This window comes from uncultured Oscillibacter sp. (genome assembly GCF_947654275.1).
Lineage (GTDB): Bacteria > Bacillota > Clostridia > Oscillospirales > Oscillospiraceae > Oscillibacter.
The window spans coordinates 18,743-41,667 of the sequence record NZ_CANTJS010000023.1 but is presented as its reverse complement, the minus strand read 5'-3'; the positions used below and the strand labels follow the sequence as shown (position 1 = coordinate 41,667).

The window sequence follows — 22,925 nt, the reverse complement described above, 5'->3', positions numbered from 1 at the left end:
CATATTTCCTATTTTATCTCTTTGAATCCAATTTTGCAAAATTGATTTCCGTGGTCCCGGGGCGTGTCCATCCGCGCAATTTATAACGGGGATGCCATGCAGGGGAGGGGCTCTGTCCCCTCCCGTTTTTCTCTCCATGCTTTCGGGGGACGGGACAGAGCCCGGCCCCCGCAGCGGAAGACAAAAGGGCGGGCACAAGGCCCGCCCCTATAGATGCCTGGGGAATACAGATGTGAGCTTGTGAATCCGCCTCAGCCCTCCGGGGGCTGCCCATGAAGATCAGGGCCCTCATCCCAGAGCGCCGGCCCGCCGGGGCCGTGCCGTCAGAACCGGCTCGCCGGCCTCCGGAGCCGCCTCCGGAACCCCGCCGTCTCCGCCGGTCTGCTCCGTCAGACGCTCCCGGGCCACCGCCAGCATCAGCTTGATGCGGTTTTCCTGGTTCACACGGGTGGCGCTGGGGTCGTAGTCAATGGGGGTGATGTTGGCCTGGGGGTACAACTCCCGGATTTTGTTGATCATGCCCTTGCCGCAGATGTGGTTCGGCAGGCACCCGAAGGGCTGGGCGCAGACGATGTTCTCATATCCCGCCCGGACCAGCTCGATCATCTCGGCGGTGAGAAGCCAGCCTTCACCCATCTTGTCCCCGGTGCTGATGATGCCGTCCGTCAGGCGGATCAGCTCCCTGAAGGGCAGGGGCGCGTGGTAGCCGTGGTCCTTCAGCGCCTTGATGAGGACGCTTTCCATGCCCTCGATGTAGCCCAGGACCAGGTCGGAAATGTGCTTTTCCAGGAAGCTTCCGCCGTAGAGCCGGGCGGTTTCCGACGGGTTGTAGGCGCAGTACTGGACAAAGCCCATCAGACCCGGCAGGTTCACCTCGCAGTCCTGGGAGCGGAGGAAGTCCTCCAGACCGTTGTTCCCCAGGGGGGAGTACTTCACGTAGATTTCGCCGACCACGCCCACCTTCACCTTGGGGACCCGGCGGACGGGAATGGCGGCGAAGTCCGCCGCGATCTCCGGCATGGCGGCCTTCATCTCCCGGCGGCTGTAGCCCCGGTCCTCCCGGACCCAGCCGCAGACGGTGTCCAGCCACTTGTCCTGCATGGCCCGAGCCGCGCCCTTCTCAACCTCATAGGGCTCCGTCTGAGCTTTCAGGGAGACCAGCAGGTCGCCGTAACAGACCACCGCCAGAAGCCTGCGGAGGAAGGGCATGGTCATGGGCAGGCCGGAATCCTTTTCCAGGCCGGAGAAGTTCAGGCTCACCACGGGGACCTGGGGATAGCCCGCCTTCACAAGGGCCTTGCGCAGCAGGTGGATGTAGTTGGAGGCCCGGCAGCCTCCGCCGGTCTGGGTGATGATGAGGGCGGTGTGGTCCAGGTCGTAGTTCCCGGACCCCAGAGCGTCCAGGAACTGGCCGATGACCAGCAGCGCCGGGTAACAGGTGTCGTTATGGACGTACTTCAGGCCCAGCTCGCTGACCTGGCTGCCGCAGTTCTCCAGCAGCTCGCAGGTATAGCCCGCCTGCTCCATCACCGCCGCCAGAATGCGGAACTGCACCGGGGCCATGTTGGGAATCAGAATTTTGTGGGTCTTCTTCATCTCCGGAGTAAATTTGGGATAATTTATGGTTTCCATGATAGGCACGAACCTCCCATGCAGTATTGTTCAGCAGCTCTGCGTTGCCGTCGCTTCGGCTTGGATTATCTCCAGACAATCAGGGCGTACAAAAGCTCTTTTTGGCTACTTTTTCTCTCGAGAAAAAGCAGCCTCGTCCAGGGCGGCGAAGAGGCTCCGCAGGCGGATGCGCACCGCGCCCAGGTTGGTAATCTCGTCGATTTTCAGCTCCGTGTACAGCTTCCCCCCGGTCTGCAGAATGGCCTGGGTCTCGTCGGTGGTAATGGCGTCCACGCCGCAGCCGAAGCTGACCAGCTGCACCAGGTCGCAGTCCCGGTGCTCCACGCAGTACCGGGCGGCGGCGTAGAGCCGGGAGTGATAGGTCCACTGGTTCAGCACCGTGGTGGGGAACTTTTCCACCCGGTTGGAAATGGAATCCTCTGTCACCACCGCCGCCCCGGAGCGGGTAATCAGGGTGTCGATGCCGTGGTTGATCTCCGGGTCCGCGTGATAGGGCCGGCCCGCCAGAACAATGATGCGGCGGCCCTCAGCCCGGGCCTGGTCCATGATGCGCCCGCCCTCTCTGCGAATCCGGGCCATGTGGTGGGCGTACTCGGCATAGGCCGCGTCGCTGGCCTCCCGGATTTCCCTCCGGGTGAGGTCCGGGAAGTGCCTGCGGAGGATGTCGAAAATCTTTCTGGTGAAATCCTTGGGCCGGTGGAGGCCCACGTAGTCATAGATGAATTTCGTGTCCCTGATTTCCGGGCAGTTCCCGGCGATGACCTCCGGGTAATAGGCCACCACAGGGCAGTTGTAATGATTGTCCCCCAGGCCCTCGTCGATGTTGTAGGTCATGCAGGGGTAGAAAATGGCGTCCAGCCCCAGCCTGGAGAGGAACTGGATGTGCCCGTGGGCCAGCTTGGCGGGGAAGCAGGCGGTGTCGCTGGGGATGGTGGCCTGTCCCTTTAAATAGAGGTCCCGGCTGGAGAGGGGACTGTGGTACACGGCGAAGCCCAGTTTGGTAAAAAAGGCGTGCCAGAAGGGCAGCAGCTCCCACATGTTCAGACACAGGGGAATCCCGATTTTTCCCCGCTTCCCCGGGACGGGCCTGTAGTCCAGAATCAGCTTCCGCTTATAGGCGTACAGGTTCCGCTCGCCGGTGTCCGCCTTTCCCGTTACGGGCCGGTCGCAGCGGTTGCCGCTGATGAAGGTCTCGCCGGTTCCAAAGGTGTTCACGGTGAGCTGGCAGTTGTTGCCGCACAGGGCGCAGAGGCGGTTTTCCGTCTCCTGGGAGAAATTCCGCAGCTCCTCCCGGCCCAGCAGGGCGCTGGTCTGTTCGGCCTTTCCCCGGCCGTAGAGAGCCGCGCCGAAGGCCCCCATGAGCCCGGCGATGTCCGGGCGGATGACCTCCACCCCCATCTCCTTCTCAAAGGCCCGGAGAACGGCCTCGTTGTAAAACGTCCCTCCCTGGACCACCACGTTCCTGCCCAGCTCCTCGGGGCTGGCGGCCCGGATGACCTTGTAGATGGCGTTTTTCACCACGGAGATGGACAGGCCCGCCGAGATGTTCTCCACGGTGGCCCCATCCTTCTGGGCCTGCTTCACGCTGGAGTTCATGAACACGGTGCACCGGCTCCCCAGGTCCACGGGGCGGCCCGCGAAGAGGCCCAGCCCGGCGAACTCCCGCACGTCGTAGCCCAGAGCCTGGGCGAAGGTCTGCAGAAAGCTGCCGCAGCCGGAGGAGCAGGCCTCGTTCAGAAAGATGTTGCTGATGGCCCCGTCCTCAATCTTGAAGCACTTCATGTCCTGTCCGCCGATGTCGATGATAAAATCCACGTTGGGCAGGAAGTGCCGGGCGGCGGTGAAGTGGGCCACGGTTTCCACCACGCCGTAATCCGCGTGGAAGGCGTTTTTCGCCAGATCCTCGCCGTAGCCCGTGGTGGTGACGGAGGCCACGGCCAGGGCCGGGTGCTCGTCATAGAGCCGCTGCAGCACCTCCCGGATCAGGGGCACGGGGTTGCCCAGGTTGGGCCGGTAGTCGGTGAAGAGCAGCCGGGCGTCCTGGTCGATGACCGCCACCTTGACGGTGGTGGACCCGGAATCGATGCCGATATGGACCGGGGCGGCGTAGTCCGGGCCGAAGGGGGCCCGGTCCACCCTGGCCCTGGCGTGGCGGGCCTGGAAGGCGGCGTATTCCTCCTGTGTCTCAAACAGAGGCGGCTGAGAGCGGTAGGTCTCCGAGGCCCCCCGCTCCCGGAGGCGGTCCGCCACCTCTCTCAGGTCAAAGCCCCGGTCGGAGTAAAAGGCGGCCCCCAGGGCCACGAACAGAAGGCTGTGGTCCGGGCAGGTCCCGGCCACGCCCAGGGTTTTGTCAAAGCTTTGGCGCAGGCACCGGGAGAAGGTCAGGGGTCCCCCCAGATATAAAATGTTTCCACTGATGGGCCGGCCCTGGGCCAGGCCGGCGATGGTCTGGTTTACCACCGCCTGATAGATGCTGGCGGCGATGTCCTCGGCCTTCGCCCCTTGATTGATGAGGGGCTGGACGTCGCTCTTGGCGAAGACGCCGCAGCGGGAGGCGATGGTATAGGTTTTTTCCGCCTTCCCCGCCGCCTCGTCCATCTCGTCGGCGGTCATTTTCAGCAGGGTGGCCATCTGGTCGATGAAGGCGCCGGTGCCTCCGGCGCAGGAGCCGTTCATCCGGACCTCCATGCCGCCGGTGAGGAAGAGAATCTTGGCGTCCTCGCCTCCCAGCTCAATGACCACGTCGGTGCCGGGGGCCAGCCTGTTGGCGGCCACACGGGTGGCGAACACCTCCTGCACAAAGGGGACCCCCACGCTCTCCGCCATGCCCATCCCCGCGGACCCGGAGATGGCCAGCTCCGCCCTGCCGGCGGGAATGTGCCGCTCCGCCACCCGGCGGAGGAGCTCCTCGGATTTTTCAAGAATGTGGCTGAAGTGCCGTTCATATGTACTGTATACGATCTGTTCCGCGTTGTCCAGCACCACGCATTTGATGGTGGTGGAGCCAACATCGAGACCTACCTTCAACGTCTGTTCCTCCTTTGGGCAATCGGTTGCGCCGACAAATTCCGGCACCGAACCGCAGATTACCATATTCGATGGTATCATACACGGTTTCGACGGCATTTTCAATCGGCAATCTTTTGAAAGACTGTAAAGAATCCGTTAAAATTGGACGGCAAACCTCACAAATCCCCGGGGTTTTGCCAGAGGACCGGGGCTTGTCTTTTTCGGAATCAATGCTATACTAAGCTTATTCAAATGAAAAGCGAGGCATACCTATGAACTCCGTTTTGCTTCACTGCTGCTGCGCCCCCTGCTCCCTCAGCTGCGTCGATCCCCTCCGGGCCGAGGGCATTGAGCCCACGGCCCTTTGGTACAACCCCAATATCCACCCCTGGAAGGAGTACCAGGCCCGGCGGGACTGCCTGCTGGAGTACGCCGCCGCCGCCGGCATGGAGGTCCGGGTCCGGGAGGACTACGGTCTCCGGGAATTCTGCCGCCAGGTGGCGGGGGACATTGAGGGCCGCTGCGCCTACTGCTATGAGCACCGCGTCGAGGGCGCGGCGCGGTACGCCGCGGAACACGGCTTTTCCGCCTTCACCACCACCCTGCTGGCAAGCCTGTACCAGGACCACGAGGGCATCGTCCGGGCGGCGGAGCGGTACGCGGGCCTGTACGGCGTGGAATTTCTCTACCGGGATTTCCGCCCCAACTTCCGGGCGGGGAACCAGCGGGCCCGGGAGATGGGCCTGTACATGCAGAAATACTGCGGCTGCGTCTTCTCCGAGCAGGACCGCTACCAAAAGCAGATTGACCGGGACCGGCTGAAATTCGCGGAGAGCGGGGCGTGACGGCCTCCGAGGCCGGACGTACCGGTTTTCCGGGGATTTCTGCCGCCCGGGGAACCAAAACGGCTGCGGCCGTGCCGGGGCCCGTCAGGCGGGGCGGACGCTCCGGGACGGCCTGAGGCCGCCCCTGGGGCCGGCGGCTTTGGGAGGCGGGCTGTTTCCGCCCGTACAAATCGGATTTGAAGCCATTCCGAATATTGACATAGAAGCTCAACGTTGATAGAATGGAACGGAATAGGGGGTTGGCGTCTGGAGAGCCGGCCCCTGAAGGCAGCGGGAGGGCTACATATGTATCATTGTCAAACGCATATCTATCTGACCGGGCGGCAGCGCGGCGCACTGGAGTTTTTAAAGGACTTACCCCCGCTTGCGTGCTTCAGCCACCAGTTCACCGAGAGCGAGGAGCCGGACAGCGCCCTGGCCGCCGCCGCGGACGTAACCTTTGCCGACCTCCGGGGTCTGGACCCGGCGGAGGCCGCGGCGGTTCTGACGGCGGGCAAGCTGGACGCCGCCGATCTGATTTTGCTGATGGAGGCAGGCCAGCCCCTGCCCCCGGAGGCGTTTCTGGCCCAGATCACAGATATCTGGACGCTGCCCCTGTCCGAGGCGGAACTGCGCTTTCGCTTTGCCCGCTGGCAGCAGGACTGGAAGCTGCGCAAGGATCTCTGGGAGGCCCGGCAGTACCTGGACGCCGTCATCAACAGCTCCCCCAGTCTTGTCTGGTACAAGACCAGGGACGGCGTCCACGAGAAGGTGAACGACAGCTTCTGCCAGACGGTGGGCAAGACCCAGGAGCAGGTCCAGGGCCAGCGGCACGCCTATATCTGGGACGTGGAGCAGGACGACCCCGCCTGCATCGAGTCGGAGCGCATCGTCATGGAGAGCCGGGAGACCTGCGTCTCCGAGGAGGTTGTCCAGACCGGCGAGGGCAAGCGGCTGCTGACCACCTATAAATCCCCTCTGTACGACCTGGACGGCAGCGTCATGGGCACCGTGGGCGTGGCCATCGACGTGACCCAGGAACGGGCCTATGAGCAGGAGATTATTCAGAAGAACATCATGCTGGAGACCATGTTCACCACCATGGACTGCGGCGTGCTGTGCCACTCCCTGGACGGGTCCCGCATCCTGAGCATCAACCGGGCGGCCCTCCAGATTCTGGGCTATGAGACCGAGGAGGAGCTGATGGCCGGCGGCTTTGACATGGTGGCGCCCTCCGTGGTGGAGGAGGATAAGCCGCTGCTGCGGGAGTGCATCGAGGCGCTGAAAAAGGTCGGAGACAGCGAGAGCATCGAGTACCGGGTGCAGCACCCGGACGGCAAAGTGATCCACGTCATGGGCAACGTCAAGCTGGCGGAGGAGAACGGAGAGCCCTTCTACCAGCGCTTCCTTCTGGACTGCACCGTTCAGAAGCTCCGGGCCCAGCAGGAGCGGGACGAGAGCGAGCGGCGGCAGATGGAGCTGATTCACGCGCTGTGCATTGACTACAGCCTGGTCTGCGTCTTTGACCTGAGCACCGGCCAGGGCGGCGCCCTGCGGACCAGCGGCTGCGAGTACGGCGTGCTGAACGAGCTCTTTTCCGGCATGCTGTCCCTGGACGAGTGCATGGAGCGCTACATCGGCCGCTGTGTCTATGCCGAGGACAGGGAGCTGGTGCGTCAGGCCTGCTCCGTACAGCACCTGAAAAGGGAGCTGGAGGAGAAAAATCAGTGCTACATCAATTACCGCACCCTCTGCGGCGGCAATATGCGCTATTTCCAGATGAAGATTGTCCGGGCCGGCGACTGGGAAAACAACCATACCGCCGTGCTGGGCGTGCGCAACGTGGATGAAGAGACCCAGATGGAGATGGAGAAAAAGAGCCTGCTGGAGGACGCCCTGTTCCAGGCCAAGCGGGCCAACCGGGCCAAGAGCACCTTCCTCTCCAATATGTCCCACGATATCCGCACCCCCATGAACGCCATTGTGGGCTTCACCGCCCTGGCCATCAGCCACATCGACCGGAAGGAGCAGGTGGAGGAGTATCTGAAAAAAATCCTCACCTCCGGAAACCACCTGGTCAGCCTCATCAACGACATTCTGGACATGAGCCGCATTGAAAGCGGAAAAATGCGGCTGGACGAGAGCCTCTGCAACCTGCCCGATATTCTCCACGGACTCCAGAGCATTCTCCAGGCCGATATCCGGGCCAAGCAGCTGGAGCTTTACATCGACACGGTGGACGTCCTGGATGAGGACATCTACTGCGACAAGCTCCGGCTGAACCAGGTGCTTCTGAACCTTCTGAGCAACGCGGTGAAATATACCGGGTCCGGCGGCACCATCAGCATGCGCATCACGGAAAAGCCCGGCGCGCCGGAGGGCTGCGCCAACTACGTGTTCCAGGTCAAGGATTCCGGCATCGGCATGAGCAAGGAATTCGTCTCCCACATCTTCGAGCCCTTCGAGCGGGAGCGGAACACCACCATCAGCGGCATCCAGGGAACCGGACTGGGCATGGCCATCACCAAGAACATCGTCGACATGATGCACGGCTCCATCTCGGTGGAGAGCGAGCAGGGCGTGGGCACGGAGTTCACCGCCTCCTTCACCTTCCGCCTGCCCACAGGGCCCAAGGAGGTGCGGACCATTCCGGCGCTGTCGGGCTGCCGGGCCCTGGTGGTGGACGACGATTTCAACACCTGCGACAGCGTTTCCTACATGCTCCAGCAGGTGGGCATGCGGGCGGAATGGACCATGTCGGGCCGGGAAGCCGTGCTGCGCACCCGGCAGGCGGTGATGCGGAAGGACACCTACAGCGTCTATGTCATCGACTGGCTGATGCCGGACATGAACGGCGTGGAGGTGGCCCGGCGCATCCGGCAGGTGGCGGGGGACAACGCCCCCATCATCGTGCTCACGGCCTATGACTGGACCGACATTGAGGACGAGGCCAGAGAGGCCGGCGTCACCGCCTTTTGTGAAAAGCCTCTGTTTCTCTCGGAGCTCAGGAACTGCCTGAACAACGTGGTGGGCACGGAGGAGGCCGCGCCCCGGAAGGACGATGCTCCCACCCGCAGGTCCCACTCGGGCCGCATTCTGCTGGCGGAGGACAACGAGCTGAACCAGGAGATTGCCATGGCCATTCTGGATGAGGCGGGCCTGACCACGGAGGTGGCCCAGAACGGCCAGATTGCCGTGGATATGCTGAAGGCCTCCGAGCCCGGTTACTACCGTCTGATTCTGATGGATGTGCAGATGCCGGTGATGGACGGCTACGCCGCCACCAAGCTCATCCGGGAGCTGGAGGACCCCGGGCTGGCCCAGATTCCCATTCTGGCCATGACGGCCAACGCCTTTGAGGAGGACCGGCAGGAGGCTCTGAAATGCGGCATGAACGGCCACATTGCGAAACCCATTGACATCGACGAGCTGATGGAAACCCTGGAACAAATCCTCGAATAATAAAATCATGCAGGAGGGCCGGGCTCTGTCCCGGCCCTCTTTCCGCACCGCTCCGGCCTCCTCCGCATAGGATGGCTCAGCACCATCAGAAAGGAGGACGCCGGAAGTCACCTTCCGGCTGATCGTATATGGAACAAACAACTGCAAACCGCTTCGCCTCTCCCCGGCGGGCCGGCGGCGGACGCACCGCCGCGGAGCCCGTGATCCCTCTGCCCAATCCCGGCGAGGGCGGGCCCGTCTATCCCGGCAGCCCTGATCCCGGCCAGATTCCCGTCATTCCTCTGCCCAATCCCGGCGAGGGCGGGCCCGTCTATCCCGGCAACCCCGATCCCGGTCAGATTCCCGTCATTCCCCTGCCCAATCCCGGTGAGGGCGGCCCGGTCTATCCCGGCGACGACGGCTCTGTGGTGGAGCCCGTGATTCCCCTGCCCAATCCCGGCGAGGGCGGCCCCGTCTATCCCGGCAACAACTGGAACTGCCCCAGCGGCATCTGCGGGGGCATCACCATCCTGCCGGGCATCATCGGCACGGTCTGGCCCGGCGCGTCCAAGGTCCGCTTCCTCAACGCCGCCTTCGGATACCCCAGTTTCCGCATCTTTGTGAACAACAACCGCTTTGTGAATCTGCTGAATTACGCCTCTGTCACCGGCTACGGCCGGGTGGCCGCAGGCTATCAGACGGTCACGGTAGCCGGGCCGGACGGCTATATCTACATTCAGAAGACTCTGCCCTTCCAGGTGGGTGCGGCCACCACCGTTGCCATCATCAACACCGCCGGCGGCATGGACCTGCTGCAGATTGCCGACAGCTGCTGCCCGCCCACCAACGGATTTTCCAATTTCCGCATCGGCAACCTGGCCTTTAACAGCGGACCCCTGGACGTCATCATGAGCGACGGACGGGTGGTTTACGGCGACCTGCGCTTCAAGGAGATCGGCGCCTTCAAGCGCATCATGCCCGGCACCTATCAGTTCTTCTACGCGGAGACGGACCTGGTGCCCATGCCCGCCTCCGTGGACATCGAGACCCTGGACTCCGCATGGCTGGGGGTTTACCCGCCTCACGAGACCTTCGGCTCCCTGTACCTGAATGTCACCAGCAACGCCGTTTACAGCGTCTACCTGCTCCAGAGCGGCTCGGGCCGGAACAATATTCAGAATTTGATTCTGATGGACCGCTGAGGTCCGGTTCCCTCCTCTTCCGCGCCTGTTCCGCCAAAGAGACAGCGGGGCGGCCCCATTGGGGCCGCCCCGCGGTGTTTTTTGCGTTTTTCAACTTTCTGCGTTTTCTGTTCTTTACGCACGTTTTGCGCGCTCCGAACCTTGTGAGCCTTTCAAGCTTTTCGAACCTTTCGAACCTTTCCCGGTTTTGGCGAAAGCGCCGCCGAGCTCAGAAAAGCTTCTTCAGGCCCTCCAGCTTATCGCCAATGCCGGCGGACATCAGCTTGGCCTTCACGCCGGACACCAGGGGCTGCAGCTTGTCGTCGGGAAGGTCCACGCCCAGCAGCTGTTCCACCGTCCGGATGGGGTCCTTCTGAAAGCTCTGGAGAAGGGCGGGGTCCTCCTGGATTTTCCGGACCAGCTCCTCGATTTTTTCCTTGATGTCGATGTTCATGCTCTCTGCTCCTTTTCTTTTGTTCCTCCGCGGCCCTGGGGGCCGCTGTTTCCTGATCTTACCGGCTCCCCGCCGGTTTGTCAACGGGGTTCCCGACGGGGGGATTTCGGTTTGCGGGTTTCATCGGGAGAGGGGGCCGCCGCGCCGGGGGCCCCGGCGGTTTTTCGCGGAGGGAGGGGGCGGGAGGCGCAAGGGGTTCCTGGCGGGCAGGCTGCAAACGGGGAAACGCGGCCCGTCACTCCGGAAGCCGGGAGACGATATCCCGGGTCATCCGGGCCGTCATGCCCCAGACGGCGTGACCCTGCCAGTACCACACCGGCACCTCCACCCGGCCCCTGGACCAGCGGTAGTCCCTGGGGATGCCCACCGGCCCATAGGGGAAGTCCTCCGGCACGCTGGGCAGGAGCTCATAGGCCCAGGGCTCCGGCGGCGTCTCCCGGAAGAAGTCCAGCGGCGCGGTGAATACCTCCGCCACCTCCGCCGGAGAGGGCCGCAGGGCCGCGAAGCCCGCCTGAGACACCAGTCCCAGAACGGGCCGCAGCAGAAACCCCGCCTGATTGGCGATGAAATCCGGCGTGCCCAGCAGGCGGATTTCCGCCCGGGGGATGGACAGCTCCTCCTGTGTCTCCCGGAGGGCGCAGTCCTCCGGCGTCTCGCCGGGTTCCATCCGCCCGCCGGGAAAGCACACCTCGCCCCCCTGGCTCAGCTGGGCCGCCCGGACCTCAAAAATCAGGTGGAGCCCGTCGGGCCGCTCCACCAGGGGGCAGAGCACGGCGTAACAGTGCCGGGCCCCCAGCAGGCCCGGCTCATGGCCCCGAAAACTGCGCTCCAGGGCCTCCAGCGCCCGGCCCCTCACAGCAGCATGGCCAGGCCCTGGCGGATGTTGCGCAGCTCCACCGCCGGGACGCCGGGGGCATATTCCCCGTCCAGAGACCAGGGCAGGTCCCCCTCCGTCTCAACCCGGACGGAGGAAACATGGCGGAAGACGAGGCCCTGGCTGTCATACTGCTGGTTCAAAAGCGTGTGAACCAGACTCTGAAGCTCGGCGGCGGTTTTGGGGCTGGGAATCAAAAGCAGCTCAAACAGGCCGTCGTCCAGGACCACGCGCTCCGGGTTCAGCTTCATCAGCCCGCCGATGGAGGTGGAATTGCACACGGCGCCAAAGAGATATTCCCCGTCCAGCAGCTCCCCGCCGGCGTCCACCCGGATGTGATAGGGCCGGAGGGTGTTCAGGTCCTTCATGCCCTCCAGGATGTAGGCAAAGTGCCCCAGGGCGTTCTTCTGGCTCTGGGCCGCGGCGTAGGACGTGCGGGTAAAGGCCCCGAAGGAAGCTACATACATGAAATACCGCTGGTTCCAGCGGCCTACGTCCAGCTGCCGGGGCACGTTCCGGGTAATGGACGCCGCCGCCCGGACGGGGTCGCCGGGGATTTTCAGGCTGGCGGCGAAGTCGTTGGTGCTGCCCTGGGGCAGATAGCCCAGCAGGGGCCGCTGTTCCAGCTCCATCAGGCCGGAGGCCACCTCGTTCAGGGTGCCGTCTCCGCCTACGGCCACCACCACGTCGTACTGTCCGCCCTCCCGGGCGGCGGTCTCCGCCCCGTCGCCGGGGGCGGCGGTCATATGAATTGAAATCAGGTACCCGGCCCCGGAGAGGGCCGCCGCCGCGTCGAACAGCGGCCCCCGGGACTTGCTCCGGCCCGCCCGGGGATTTACAATCATCAGAAGCTTCCGTTGTTTCATGCCGCTCCTCCTGCTCTGTCAAGAAATCGTTCAAATGATTTGAAATTCAGTATACCATGGGAAAATGAGGATTGCAATTCCCGGCGGCTTTGTGTAGAATAGATTTTACGAAAGAGGTGACGCGGGATGCGGGACAACAAGTATTTTCAAATGGGTCTGACGGCCTTCGCTGCTGCGGCGGCCATTCTGCTGTTTTACGATACGCTTTTCGGCGGGAAGGCCATTCTGGCCCTGGCGGCGGCGATGGGCCCCATTCTCATGGGGGCCTTCATCGCCTATATGCTGGCCCCCATGGTGAACTTTTTTGAGCGGCACCTGTTCCCCCTCCAGCCGGGCCGGGAACGCCGGCGCTCCGCCGCGGCGGCGGTGCGAACCGCCGGGATTCTTCTGAGCTGGCTGGTAATCTGCTTCTTTTTCTATCTGCTGGCCTCGGTGCTGCTGCCGGAGCTGTACAAAAGCGTGTTACAGCTGATTGACAACGCTGACAACTACTACCGGACCATCAGCGGATGGGTGATTCACCTGCTGGAAACCAATCCGGCGGTGGCCGACTGGGTGGCCCAGCAGATGGCCTCCTACTTCCAGGACATCGACAAGTGGCTCACCAGCGGCGTTCTGCCTCAGCTTCAGACGGTGATGTCCACCGTCTCCGGCGGCGTTCTCAGCCTGCTGAACTTCCTGAAAAACCTGCTGGTGGGCCTGATTGTCTCCATCTATCTGCTGGCCACCAAGGAGCGCTGCGCCGCCTATGGGCGGAAGCTGGCCTGCGCCCTCTTCTCCCGGGAAAACGTCCGCTGGGTCCTCCGGGGGGCGGCCAAGGCGGACCAGATTTTTTCCGGCTTCGTCCGGGGCAAGCTGCTGGACTCCATCATCATCGGTATTCTCTGCTTCGTCTGCTGTTCTATTCTGAAATTCCCCTATACCCCCCTGGTGTCCGTCATTGTGGGCATCACCAACATCATTCCCTTCTTCGGCCCCTTCCTGGGCGCCATCCCCAGCACCTTCCTGATTCTGCTGGTGTCTCCCATGAAAGCCCTCTATTTCGTCATCTTCGTCCTGGCCCTCCAGCAGCTGGACGGCAACGTGATCGGCCCCAAGATTCTGGGGGACAAGACGGGCCTCTCCAGCCTCTGGGTCATCATCGCCATTCTGGTGGGCGGCAGCTTCTTCGGCATCATCGGCATGTTCTTCGGCGTGCCGGTGTGCGCCTGCCTCCACTGCGCCGTGAACTTCTTCCTGGACGCGGCCCTGCGGAAAAAGGGCCTGCCGGAGGACCCCGCCGCCTATTTCGCCCGTCCCACGGACGGGGAGAACTGGGAGGGACCGCCTGAGGCGCGGCACCGGTGAGCGGGGCTGCGGGATTCGGGAGAGTTCCAGCCGGGCGGGGGTGTTTCCCGGATGCGCGGCGCTTCCGAAGAACGGGGCGGGACAGAGCCCGCCCCCTACAGGGCTTCTTCCTGATGAAGTGCGTGAGCGGGTATGCCTCGCGGCCCAGATGAACAGGGTTGCGGGATTCAAGAGGGTTCCAGCCATGCGGGGCCGTTTCCCGGAGGTGCGGCGCTTCCGAAGGACGGGGCGGGGCAGAGCCCGCCCCCTACACGGTTTCTTCCTGATGAAATGCGTGAGCGGGTATGCCCCGCGGCCCAGATGAACAGGGCAGCAAGATTCGGAAAAGTTCCAGCCGCGCAGGACTGTCTTCCGCATTCCGCCTGACTCCAGGCGCGGCCCAGATGAACAGAGTTTCAAGTTTCGGAAGACTCCCATCCGCGTGGGACTATTTTCCGTTTTCCGTCTGATGTCAGGCGCGGCACTAGTGAATAGGGCTGCAAGTTTCGGAAGATTCCCATCCGCGTGCTTCTATTTTCCGCTTTCCGCCTGATGTCAGGCGCGGCACCAAAAAGAAGTTTTGGAAAGGCCTTGCAATTTACAGACGCTTCGTGTACAATACAGCCTTGCGGACGGTCTCCGACAAAGATCTTCCGCAGGGCTTTATTGGGTTTGCCGGGCTGGTTCGGGGGCGTTTCCCCGGTTTTTGCCCAGCCGAAACCGCCCGGACAACTGAATAGAGCCGGCCATTCTGTCAGGGCGGGACAGTTCCCGTCCAACACTGACCCGAAGCGGCAGTGATGAAAAGGAGACATTATGAAGCGTAAACTCTTGGCCCTCCTTCTTCTGGCCAGCCTCCTGGGCGCCGTACTCAGCGGATGCGGAGACGGCAGCGCGGCGCAGGCCCCCGAAGACGGACAGACGAACGGCTCCACCATTGATGCGGCATCCCCGGAGACTCTGAAGAACGAGATCACCGTGGGCATTGCCCAGGACCTGGACAACAGTCTTGACCCTCATAAAACCTTGAAGGCAGGAACTCGCGAGGTCATGTTCAACGTATTCGAGGGGCTGGTCAAGCCCGCCCCCAACGGAGATTTGATCCCTGCCATCGCTGAGAGCTACACGGTTTCCGAGGATCACCGGACCTACACCTTTACCCTGCGGGAGGGTGTGCGGTTCCACAACGGCGACACGGTGACGGCAGAGGATGTGGTATATTCCATCCAGCGCTGCGCTTCCGCCGACGAGACAGGCATTGTCCCGGTGGAGGCGTTTTCTTCTATTACGGAGCTGACGGCGGCGGATGAGCGGACCGTTTCCATCACCATCAGCGAACCCAGCAATGAATTTCTGTCCTATCTGACCACCGCCGTTATCCCGGCGGACTACACGGAGCAGGACACCGCCCCTGTGGGCACCGGCCCCTTCAAATTCATCTCCCGGGCCGCCCAGGACAACATCGTTCTGGAGCGCTTCGAGGACTACTGGGGCGAGCCCGCCAGGCTGGACAGGGTGACATTGAAAATCATCGAGAACGCGGACAGCATCCTTATGAGCCTCCAGAGCGGGGCCGTGGACCTCTGCGCCCACCTCACCAGCATTCAGACCGCCCAGCTGGGAGAGGATTTCTACATTGCCGAGGGCACCATGAATCTGGTGCAGGCTCTGTATCTCAACAACGCCGAAAAGCCCTTTGACGACGTGCGGGTCCGTCAGGCCCTGTGCTATGCCGTGGACCGGGAACAGATTCTGGATCTGGCCTTTGACGGCTACGGCGCACTGATCGGCTCCAGCATGTACCCTGCGTTCAGCAAATATTTCGACGACAGCCTCACAAACTACTACCCCCACGACGTGGAGAAGGCCAAGGCCCTGCTGGCGGACGCCGGCTATCCCGACGGCTTCTCCATGACCATCACCGTTCCCTCCAACTACCAGCCCCACATGGACACCGCCCAAGTCATCGTGGAACAGCTGCGGGAGGCGGGCGTCAGCGCCGAGATTGTCCCCATCGAGTGGGAGAGCTGGGTGAACGACGTGTATGTGGGCCGGCAGTTCCAGTCCACCGTGGTGGGCGTGGACGCCTCCAACATGACCGCCCGGGCCCTGCTGGAGCGGTTTACCTCCGACTACGGCAAGAATTTCATCAACTACAACAGCCCGGCCTATGACGCGCTGTTCCAGCAGGCCATTGCCAGCTATGACGACGCCGAGCAGACCGCCCTCTATAAGGAGATGGAGGCGGACCTGACCCAGAACGCCGCCAATGTGTACATCCAGGACCTGGCGGACCTGGTGGCCGTGCGGAAGGGACTGGAGGGCGTGACCTTCTATCCCATCTACGTGCTGGATTTGGCCAACATCCACTTTGCCGGATGAGGAATTGATAATTAGGGCCTGTTCACATAAGCCCACGCGCACGTCTTTTCGGCAAATTTTGCCGCCTGCTTCGTTAAAAATTTTTGCCGTACGCCAGTACGCCTGCAAATTTTTGCCTCGCATCCGGCTAAAATTTGCTCGAAAATCCGCACATGTGGTTTATGTGAACAGACCCTAGGAATTAGGAATTGGACGTGGTGAGCTTTCGGGCGCGGGCAGACAATTCCTAATTCCTAAAGCCTCATTCCTAATTTGAAAGGAGGAAGGGCGCGCCATGAGGTATATACTGCGGCGTATGGCGGCTCTGCTGGCCACCATGCTTCTGGTGTCCCTGCTGGCCTTCATCGCCTTCGACCTGATTTCCGGCGACGCCGCCACCGCCATGCTGGGCACCGAGGCCACCGAGGAGTCCCTGGCGGCCCTGCGGGCGGAACTGGGGCTGGACCGGCCACTTCCCGTGCGCTACGGCGAGTGGCTGGCGGGCTTTTTCACCGGGGACCTGGGAACCTCTCAGAACTATCATCAGCCGGTATGGGAGCTGCTGGCCCCCAAGGTGGGAGTGACGCTGCGGCTGAGCCTGCTCAGCTTCCTTTTAATCACAGCCGTGTCCATCCCCATGGGGCTCTGGTCCGCCGGGCGGACCCGGGGCGAGGGGCTGCGGACGGGGCTCAATCAGCTCTGCATGGCGGTGCCCCCCTTTTTCACCGGCATTCTGCTGTCCTGGGTCTTCGGCATCATCCTGAAGTGGTTCACGCCGGGGCAGCTGCCCGACAGGGCCGCGGACCCCGCCGGGGCCTTCCGCTATCTGCTGTTTGCCGCCGCGGCCATCGCCCTGCCCCGCGTCGCCATGACGGTGCGGATGCTCCGGGGGGTGGTCAACGACGAAATGCGGAAGGACTATGTCCGCACCGCCATCTCCCGGGGCAACGACCGCGCCGGCGTCCTCCGCCGCCACGTGCTGAAAAACGCCCTGGCCCCGGTGGTGACCTTCCTGGCCCAGACCATGGCGGAGATTGTGGCGGGGAGCATCGTGGTGGAGCAGGTATTCGCCATTCCCGGCCTGGGCCGGATGCTGGTGACCTCCATCTCCAACCGGGACTATCCGGTGGTTCAGGCCATTGTCGTCATTCTGGCCTTTTGGGTGGTGCTGGCGGGCACGGCGGCGGACCTCATCAACGCCCGAATTGACCCCCGCCTGCGGCTGGAAGACGGGGCGTGAACAGGAGTGTGCCCATGAACAGAACAGACAGGGAGAAAAGTGCAAAAAAAGCAAAAAAAGAGAAAAACAGCTGCCTGACGGCAGGCCTGATTCTGACCGGCATCCTGGCGGCGCTGATTCTGCTGGGCTTTTTCTGGACGCCCCACGACCCCAACGCCATGGCCGCCGGGCCCAAGTTCGCCCCGCCGTCTCTCCGTCATCTGCTGGGAACCGACAACTTCGGACGGGACATCTTCAGCCGGGTGCTTCAGGGAGCCGGGGCCACCGCCTCCATCGCCCTGACCACACTGGCCATCGGCGCCGGCGGCGGCATCCTGCTGGGGGCCCTGACAGGGTATTTCGGCGGCCTGGCCGACGAGATTCTGACCCGGGTGGGGGATGTGCTGACGGCCTTCCCCAGTATCCTGCTGGCCCTGGTGGTCATTTCCATCCTGGGACCCGGCAACCGGCTCAACGTCATGCTGTCCCTGGGGCTGGTATTCATCCCCAGCTTTGCCCGGGTGACCCGGACGGCCTTCGCCGCCCTCCGGGACGTGAACTATGTGAAAAGCGCCCGGCTCATGGGGGCGGGCAGCGGGCGCATCCTGGCGGTGCACATCCTGCCCAACACCGCGCCGGTGCTGCTGCCGGCCCTGACCATCGGGTTCAACAACGCCGTGCTGGCGGAGGCCTCCATGAGCTTTCTGGGCATCGGCGTTACGCCGCCGGACGCCTCTCTGGGTTATATGCTCTCCGAGGCCCAGGGAATGCTGCTGGCGGCCCCCTGGTACGCCGGGGCCACCGGCCTTGTGATTGTGCTGCTGGTGTTCGGCGTGGGCCTCATTGGCGAGGGACTGCGCCGGGATGAGAAGGGGGTGCTGTGATGCTGGAGATCCGGGACCTCCGGGTCCGCTTCCACAACCGGGACCGGGACGCGGTGGCGGGAATCAGTCTCTCCATTCAGGACGGGGAAATCCTGGGCCTGGTGGGGGAATCCGGCTCCGGCAAGTCCGTCACCGCCATGAGCGTGGCTGGCCTGCTGCCCCGGAAGCAGTGCGATTACTCCGGGCAGGTGCTTCTGGACGGCAGGGAGCTGCTCCACGCGGACCGGGCCGTCCTGCGGACCGTTCAGGGCCGGGACATCGGCGTGGTGTTCCAGGAGCCCCAGAGCGCCCTGGACCCCCTGACCCGCATCGGGCCCCAGGTGGAGGAGGCCCTGCGTATCCACACGAATCAGAACCGGGCCCAGCGGCGGGCCCTGGCTCTGGAGGCCCTGGAGGCGGTGGAGCTGCCCCGGCCGGATGAGGTCTACCGCAAATATCCCCACGAGCTTTCCGGGGGGATGCTTCAGCGGGTCTGCATCGCCGCCGCTGTCATCACACGGCCCCGGCTGCTGCTGCTGGACGAGCCCACCACCGCCCTGGACGTGACCATTCAGGCCCAGATACTGGAGCTGCTGAAAAAGCTGAACCGGGAGTCCGGCGTCTCCATGCTCTTCATCTCCCACAACCTGAACGTGGTGCGGAAGCTCTGCGGCCGGGTGGCGGTGATGCAGCGGGGAACGCTGGTGGAGGAGGGCCTCTCCGATGAGGTGTTCCGCTGTCCCCGGCATCCCTACACGCAGCGCCTGGTAGCCGCCATTCCCACCCGGACCCGGAGGGAGGCCATGACGGAAGGGTGCAGGCAGGGCGTCTGCCGCCGGGGCGCGCCCGAAGAACGGAAGGAGGGGCCCCTATGAGCGAGCAGAGGCCTCTGGCGCTGTCCCTGCGGCACGTGGACAGCGGCTATAACCGGCGGGGCGGCCTCTTCCGCCGGCGGGAACGGCAGGAGGTCCTTCACGACGTGACCTTTGACGTGTACCACGGGGAAATTCTGGGTCTGGTGGGGGAGTCCGGCACCGGCAAATCCACCCTGGCCCGGACCATCCTGGGGCTGGTGGAGCCGGACCGGGGCCAGGTCATCCACTACACCAGGCGGCCCCAGATGATTTTTCAGGACCCATACAGCTCCCTGAATCCCGCCTACAGTGTGGCCTGGATTCTGGAGGAGCCCCTGCGGGTCTACGGAAAATACGGCGCGGCGGAGCGGAAGCGCCGGGTCCGGGAGATGCTGGAGCGGGTGGAGCTGCCCCCCGAGTGTCTGACCGCCCGGCCCGACGAGCTCTCCGGCGGACAGCGGCAGCGGGTCAGCATTGCCGCCGCCCTGATCCGGCGGCCCCGGTTCCTCATTGCCGACGAGCCGGTGTCCGCCCTGGACGTCACCATTCAGGCCCAGATTCTGGCCCTGCTCCAGGACCTGCGGCGGGAGCTGGAACTGAGCTTCCTCTTCATCTCCCACGACCTGAACGTGGTCTATCAAATCTGCGACCGGGTATTGGTGATGAAGGAGGGGCGCATCGTGGAGCAGGGGACAACGGACGAGATTTTTGCCCGCCCGAAGGAGGACTACACGAAACAGCTGCTGGCGGCGGCGGACTAGAAAGCCGTATTCACAACCGCTGAACGCTGTCTGAACGGCCTTTTTCCCGTCATACCGCGTCGATTTCCCTTGCAATCCGTCAGGATTGCGGCGGACGCAAAAGAGCTCCTTGTCTGACAGGAAAAATTCCCGTCCATCCAGCATCCCACGGCTATGAGTACAGGTTCTAAGGGAAAGTGAGACATGAACGTGAAAGCCTTTTTCCTGTCCCATAAAAAACTGCATATCTGGCTGCTGGCGGACCTGGCTCTGCTGTTCCTCTTCCCTCTGGTCCGCCGCCGGAGGAGCTGGATGAACGCCCTGAACGACCGGTTCACCGGTCCCCTCCGGCGGGCCCTGGGGCGGCTGAGCTACCGGACGGAGGTCTCCGTCATGGAGGTCCTCTGGGTTCTGCTGGTTCTGGCGGCGGCGGCGTATCTCATCTGGAGTATCCGGGCTGCGGTCCGGGCGGGCAGAGGGCGCAGGGCCCGGCGGGTCTATGCCGCGGCGCTGGGGGCGGTCTGCGCCGGGCTGTCCGTCTGGGCGCTGTTCTGCCTGCTCTGGGGGGTGAACCACTGGACCGACGGCTTTCAGGAGCGGTCCGGCATTTATGCCCAGCCTGTGGCCCTGGAGGACCTGCGGGCGGTGACGGAGCTCTTCGCCCGGCGGGCGGCGGAGACGGCGGACGCCGTGGAACGGGACGAAAACGGCCTGTTTGCCGTCCCCCGGGAGGAGATTCTGGCGGACAGCGTCCACGTTTACGACGGGCTTACGGAGGACTTTCCCTTTCTGGCCTTTGACGACCCGGGGGTAAAGGCCATGCGCTTCTCCCGCCTTATGAGCGCCCTGGATTTTACCGGGGTCTACTCCTCCTATACCGGGGAGTCCAACGTCAATGTGGACAGCCCCGCCTGCTTCCTCCCCGCCACCATCGCCCATGAGCTGGGGCATCAGCGGGGCTTTGCCTCGGAACAGGAGTGCAATTTCCTGTCCGTTCTGGCCTCCACTACCTGCGGCAATCCCGCCTATGTCTATTCCGGCTGGCTGATCGGCTATGTATACCTGGGCAATGCCCTGTATCCCCAGGACCCCGACGCCTACTGGGCCATCCGGGAGCTTGTGCCGGAGACGGTCCGGGCGGACCTGCGGTTTAATAACGCCTATTGGGCCCAGTTCCAGAACACGCCGGCCCAGCAGGCCTCCAACAAACTCTATGACGGGATGCTGAAGAGCTTCGGAGACCAGCGGGGCATCCAGTCCTATGGAATGGTGGTGGATTTGCTGGTGGCCTACTATGCCTGACAGCGTCCTTTGTCCCGCCCGACAGGGCGGGGCTTTTTCTTGCCCTGACGGGCAGGAACCACTGCCGTGGGGGCCCAAAGGGGCCAGCCCCTTTGGAATCCCCGTCAGGGGGGCACCCCCCTGAATCCCCCCGATGACGGGGGGGTTTGAAATGAGGTATGGGCTGCTTTTTCCACCCATAAAATCCTCCGTTATGGGGAAGTTCCAGAGGGGTTTCCCCCTCTGGTGGAGAGGCCAGAGAGGCAAAGCCTCTCTGGTTCCCCGCGAAAGCGGTCCACGCGGCAGCGTCCCCCGCCGGGAAGCAGGTTAGTCCCCAATCACCATGCCCACCAGCACCCCCAGCACCGCGGACAGGGCGGGGACCCTGCTGTTCCACAGCCCTGCCGACTCCGGCAGGAGCTCCCCGAACACCACATACAGCATGGCCCCGGCGGCAAAGCTCAGGGTCGCCGTCAGCGCAGCCGGTCCCAGAGTCCCCAGGGTGAACCCCAGCGCCGCCCCCAGCACCGTAGGCGCTCCGGTGAGGGCCGCCAGGGCCGCCGCCTTCCGCCGCCTCTGGCCTCCGGCCACCAGCGGCGCGGCCACGGCCATGCCCTCCGGCAGATTGTGCAGGCCGATGACCGCGGCCATGGTCCAGCCCTGGCGAACGGTCTCGCCGCCGGCAAAGGAGGCCCCGATGACCATGCCCTCCGGCACGTTGTGAAGCGCGATGGCCGCCGCCATGACCAGCCCCGCCAGAGCCAGCCCGTTGGAGGTCCGGCGGCGCTCCAGAACGCTGTTCAGCGCCGCCGTCACGGCGCAGCCCCCCAGCACCCCCAGGCCCACCGCCCAAAGGGGTTCCCCGGCGGCGGCGGCGTCCGTCAGAAGCCCGAAGCACACCACCGACACCATCACGCCCCCGGCGAAGCTCAGCAGCAGGCTGGTGCTCCGCCCCGAGTCCCGCCGGAGCACACAGGCCCCGCAGCCCCCCAGGCCGGTGCCGCCGATTCCCGCCCCGGCGGTAATCCATAAGGTCTCCCACAGTCCCATTCGCATCCCCCCCATGGTATTGTTGTATTTCCGGAACCATCCTATTCCCCGGGGGAGACAAACATGATGGGTTCCTTTCAGATGCTCTTCCTTTCCGAAGCATAAAACCGCTTTTTTGACACTTTTCTGTAAAGTGTCAAAAAACGCCTCCCTCTTGTTACAACTATATAGCAAATAATTTGAACAGTTTTGGAAAATGCTGCACGGCGGCGTGCAACTTCCCGGGTTTGGGGCCCTCCTTCGAGGTCTTTGTTACGTTTATGTATCTCATTTTCAGAAGGAGGATTTTGCCAAATGGAAAAGACCCCTCGTTATCAGCTCTCCCAGTGGGAGAAAACCGACCGCATCCTCATGGAGGACTTTAACGCCGACAACGCAAACCTGGAGGCCGCCCTCACCGCCCTGAACACGGAGGACAGGCGGCTGGACAGCGTCAAACTGCAAATCGTCACTCTTTTAGACAAATCATACTCTGTAACAGAAAGTCCTCTGCTCAGCATTCCCGTTAACGGCGAGGAGATGGGCAAATGCGCCATTGTCTGTGTGGACATTCTGCCCGGCGACGCTACCAGTCCCTCCGAGTTTCAGTTTCTCCTCAGTACTTCCAAGAGCAGCTATGGCGGCGAATACTGGAGCCCCAAAACCACGGACCCTGCCAACGGCATCACCACCGGCACATTTTTTCCCCTGTATCAGGGTGAACGTTCCCTGTTTCTTATGTTTCCCATGAGGCAGGGCGACGCTATCATCACTGCCTTTTCTGCCAGCCGCCAAACCGCTCTCGCCAGATGGCACTATACCTATAACGACCTGGCTGCCTTCCATGTCAAAGCCTATCGGGCCTTTACCGGGAGTCTGAGAGTCCGCATCACCGGCATCCGCTGACAGACGGAAAGGGACCCCCGACATAAGTCGGGAGTCCCTTTTCTCCGTTTCAGGAACGGGCTTGA

Annotated in this window: 17 protein-coding genes; 11 read left to right on the top strand and 6 right to left on the bottom strand. The window is 63.2% G+C overall.

Translation table 11 applies throughout. The annotated features are described in order from the left end of the window. Window positions 1–288 precede the first annotated feature (288 nt). Window positions 289–1,632, bottom strand: coding sequence for a 2-hydroxyacyl-CoA dehydratase (locus Q0063_RS07940; protein ID WP_297871444.1), 1,344 nt, complete (start codon window positions 1,630–1,632; stop codon window positions 289–291). 105 nt (window positions 1,633–1,737) lie between these two features. Beyond that, window positions 1,738–4,659, bottom strand: coding sequence for an acyl-CoA dehydratase activase (locus Q0063_RS07935; protein WP_297871443.1), 2,922 nt, complete (start codon window positions 4,657–4,659; stop codon window positions 1,738–1,740). A 254-nt stretch (window positions 4,660–4,913) separates the two neighbouring features. Between Q0063_RS07935 and Q0063_RS07930 the strand changes: the two genes are divergently transcribed. From Q0063_RS07930 to Q0063_RS07920, 3 genes are all read left to right on the top strand, one after another. Further along, on the top strand, window positions 4,914–5,486 hold the full coding sequence (locus tag Q0063_RS07930; RefSeq protein WP_297871442.1) for an epoxyqueuosine reductase QueH: 573 nt from the start codon (window positions 4,914–4,916) through the stop codon (window positions 5,484–5,486). Window positions 5,487–5,771: 285 nt separating this feature from the next. Next, on the top strand, window positions 5,772–8,927 hold the full coding sequence (locus tag Q0063_RS07925; protein WP_297871441.1) for a PAS domain-containing hybrid sensor histidine kinase/response regulator: 3,156 nt from the start codon (window positions 5,772–5,774) through the stop codon (window positions 8,925–8,927). A gap of 128 nt (window positions 8,928–9,055) precedes the next feature. Continuing rightward, window positions 9,056–10,108 (top strand): DUF4397 domain-containing protein, encoded by a 1,053-nt coding sequence (locus Q0063_RS07920; protein WP_297871440.1) that lies wholly within the window; start codon window positions 9,056–9,058, stop codon window positions 10,106–10,108. Between the two features lie 208 nt (window positions 10,109–10,316). On the opposite strand, the gene Q0063_RS07915 is transcribed toward Q0063_RS07920, so the two are convergent. The 3 genes from Q0063_RS07915 to Q0063_RS07905 form a co-directional block, all read right to left on the bottom strand. Continuing rightward, entirely contained in the window at window positions 10,317–10,541 is a 225-nt protein-coding gene (locus Q0063_RS07915; protein WP_297871439.1) for a hypothetical protein, read from the bottom strand. A 235-nt stretch (window positions 10,542–10,776) separates the two neighbouring features. After that, window positions 10,777–11,397 carry a CoA pyrophosphatase gene (locus Q0063_RS07910; protein WP_297871438.1) on the bottom strand — a complete coding sequence of 207 codons (621 nt, stop codon included), beginning with the start codon at window positions 11,395–11,397 and terminating at the stop codon, window positions 10,777–10,779. Further along, the gene (locus Q0063_RS07905) at window positions 11,394–12,281 is read right to left on the bottom strand and encodes a diacylglycerol kinase family protein (protein WP_297871437.1); all 888 of its coding nucleotides are present in this window, start codon (window positions 12,279–12,281) and stop codon (window positions 11,394–11,396) included. The genes Q0063_RS07910 and Q0063_RS07905 overlap by 4 nt, the downstream gene beginning before the upstream one ends. A 126-nt stretch (window positions 12,282–12,407) precedes the next feature. Between Q0063_RS07905 and Q0063_RS07900 the strand changes: the two genes are divergently transcribed. The 7 genes from Q0063_RS07900 (at window position 12,408) to Q0063_RS07870 (ending at window position 20,946) form a co-directional block, all read left to right on the top strand. Next, on the top strand, window positions 12,408–13,628 hold the full coding sequence (locus tag Q0063_RS07900; RefSeq protein ID WP_297871436.1) for an AI-2E family transporter: 1,221 nt from the start codon (window positions 12,408–12,410) through the stop codon (window positions 13,626–13,628). Window positions 13,629–14,423: 795 nt separating this feature from the next. Continuing rightward, on the top strand, window positions 14,424–15,989 hold the full coding sequence (locus Q0063_RS07895; protein ID WP_297871435.1) for an ABC transporter substrate-binding protein: 1,566 nt from the start codon (window positions 14,424–14,426) through the stop codon (window positions 15,987–15,989). A 274-nt stretch (window positions 15,990–16,263) separates the two neighbouring features. Continuing rightward, on the top strand, window positions 16,264–17,208 hold the full coding sequence (locus tag Q0063_RS07890; protein WP_297871434.1) for an ABC transporter permease: 945 nt from the start codon (window positions 16,264–16,266) through the stop codon (window positions 17,206–17,208). 14 nt (window positions 17,209–17,222) lie between these two features. After that, window positions 17,223–18,071, top strand: coding sequence for an ABC transporter permease (locus Q0063_RS07885; RefSeq protein WP_297871433.1), 849 nt, complete (start codon window positions 17,223–17,225; stop codon window positions 18,069–18,071). Beyond that, complete coding sequence (locus tag Q0063_RS07880) at window positions 18,071–18,925, top strand: ABC transporter ATP-binding protein (protein WP_297871432.1); 855 nt, start codon at window positions 18,071–18,073, stop codon at window positions 18,923–18,925. The genes Q0063_RS07885 and Q0063_RS07880 overlap by 1 nt, the downstream gene beginning before the upstream one ends. Beyond that, entirely contained in the window at window positions 18,922–19,665 is a 744-nt protein-coding gene (locus Q0063_RS07875) for an ABC transporter ATP-binding protein (protein WP_297871431.1), read from the top strand. The genes Q0063_RS07880 and Q0063_RS07875 overlap by 4 nt, the downstream gene beginning before the upstream one ends. Before the next feature lie 183 nt (window positions 19,666–19,848). Then, window positions 19,849–20,946 carry a DUF3810 domain-containing protein gene (locus Q0063_RS07870; RefSeq protein ID WP_297871430.1) on the top strand — a complete coding sequence of 366 codons (1,098 nt, stop codon included), beginning with the start codon at window positions 19,849–19,851 and terminating at the stop codon, window positions 20,944–20,946. A 306-nt stretch (window positions 20,947–21,252) separates the two neighbouring features. Here the strand turns inward: Q0063_RS07870 and Q0063_RS07865 are convergent, their stop codons facing one another. After that, the gene (locus Q0063_RS07865; protein ID WP_297871429.1) at window positions 21,253–21,975 is read right to left on the bottom strand and encodes a ZIP family metal transporter; all 723 of its coding nucleotides are present in this window, start codon (window positions 21,973–21,975) and stop codon (window positions 21,253–21,255) included. 294 nt (window positions 21,976–22,269) lie between these two features. On the opposite strand from Q0063_RS07865, the gene Q0063_RS07860 reads away from it, so the two are divergent. After that, window positions 22,270–22,860, top strand: a complete 591-nt coding sequence (locus tag Q0063_RS07860) for a hypothetical protein (RefSeq protein WP_297871428.1) — start codon at window positions 22,270–22,272, stop codon at window positions 22,858–22,860. Window positions 22,861–22,925 lie beyond the last annotated feature (65 nt).

What these genes read in the sequence shown, in the direction of transcription:
- Q0063_RS07940 (WP_297871444.1), bottom strand. Translation starts at nt 1,632, where the DNA reads ATGGAAACCATAAATTATCCCAAATTTACTCCGGAGATGAAGAAGACC.
- Q0063_RS07930 (WP_297871442.1), top strand. Translation starts at nt 4,914, where the DNA reads ATGAACTCCGTTTTGCTTCACTGCTGCTGCGCCCCCTGCTCCCTCAGC.
- Q0063_RS07925 (WP_297871441.1), top strand. Translation starts at nt 5,772, where the DNA reads ATGTATCATTGTCAAACGCATATCTATCTGACCGGGCGGCAGCGCGGC.
- Q0063_RS07920 (WP_297871440.1), top strand. Translation starts at nt 9,056, where the DNA reads ATGGAACAAACAACTGCAAACCGCTTCGCCTCTCCCCGGCGGGCCGGC.
- Q0063_RS07915 (WP_297871439.1), bottom strand. Translation starts at nt 10,541, where the DNA reads ATGAACATCGACATCAAGGAAAAAATCGAGGAGCTGGTCCGGAAAATC.
- Q0063_RS07905 (WP_297871437.1), bottom strand. Translation starts at nt 12,281, where the DNA reads ATGAAACAACGGAAGCTTCTGATGATTGTAAATCCCCGGGCGGGCCGG.
- Q0063_RS07900 (WP_297871436.1), top strand. Translation starts at nt 12,408, where the DNA reads ATGCGGGACAACAAGTATTTTCAAATGGGTCTGACGGCCTTCGCTGCT.
- Q0063_RS07895 (WP_297871435.1), top strand. Translation starts at nt 14,424, where the DNA reads ATGAAGCGTAAACTCTTGGCCCTCCTTCTTCTGGCCAGCCTCCTGGGC.
- Q0063_RS07890 (WP_297871434.1), top strand. Translation starts at nt 16,264, where the DNA reads ATGAGGTATATACTGCGGCGTATGGCGGCTCTGCTGGCCACCATGCTT.
- Q0063_RS07885 (WP_297871433.1), top strand. Translation starts at nt 17,223, where the DNA reads ATGAACAGAACAGACAGGGAGAAAAGTGCAAAAAAAGCAAAAAAAGAG.
- Q0063_RS07880 (WP_297871432.1), top strand. Translation starts at nt 18,071, where the DNA reads ATGCTGGAGATCCGGGACCTCCGGGTCCGCTTCCACAACCGGGACCGG.
- Q0063_RS07875 (WP_297871431.1), top strand. Translation starts at nt 18,922, where the DNA reads ATGAGCGAGCAGAGGCCTCTGGCGCTGTCCCTGCGGCACGTGGACAGC.
- Q0063_RS07870 (WP_297871430.1), top strand. Translation starts at nt 19,849, where the DNA reads ATGAACGTGAAAGCCTTTTTCCTGTCCCATAAAAAACTGCATATCTGG.
- Q0063_RS07865 (WP_297871429.1), bottom strand. Translation starts at nt 21,975, where the DNA reads ATGGGACTGTGGGAGACCTTATGGATTACCGCCGGGGCGGGAATCGGC.
- Q0063_RS07860 (WP_297871428.1), top strand. Translation starts at nt 22,270, where the DNA reads ATGGAAAAGACCCCTCGTTATCAGCTCTCCCAGTGGGAGAAAACCGAC.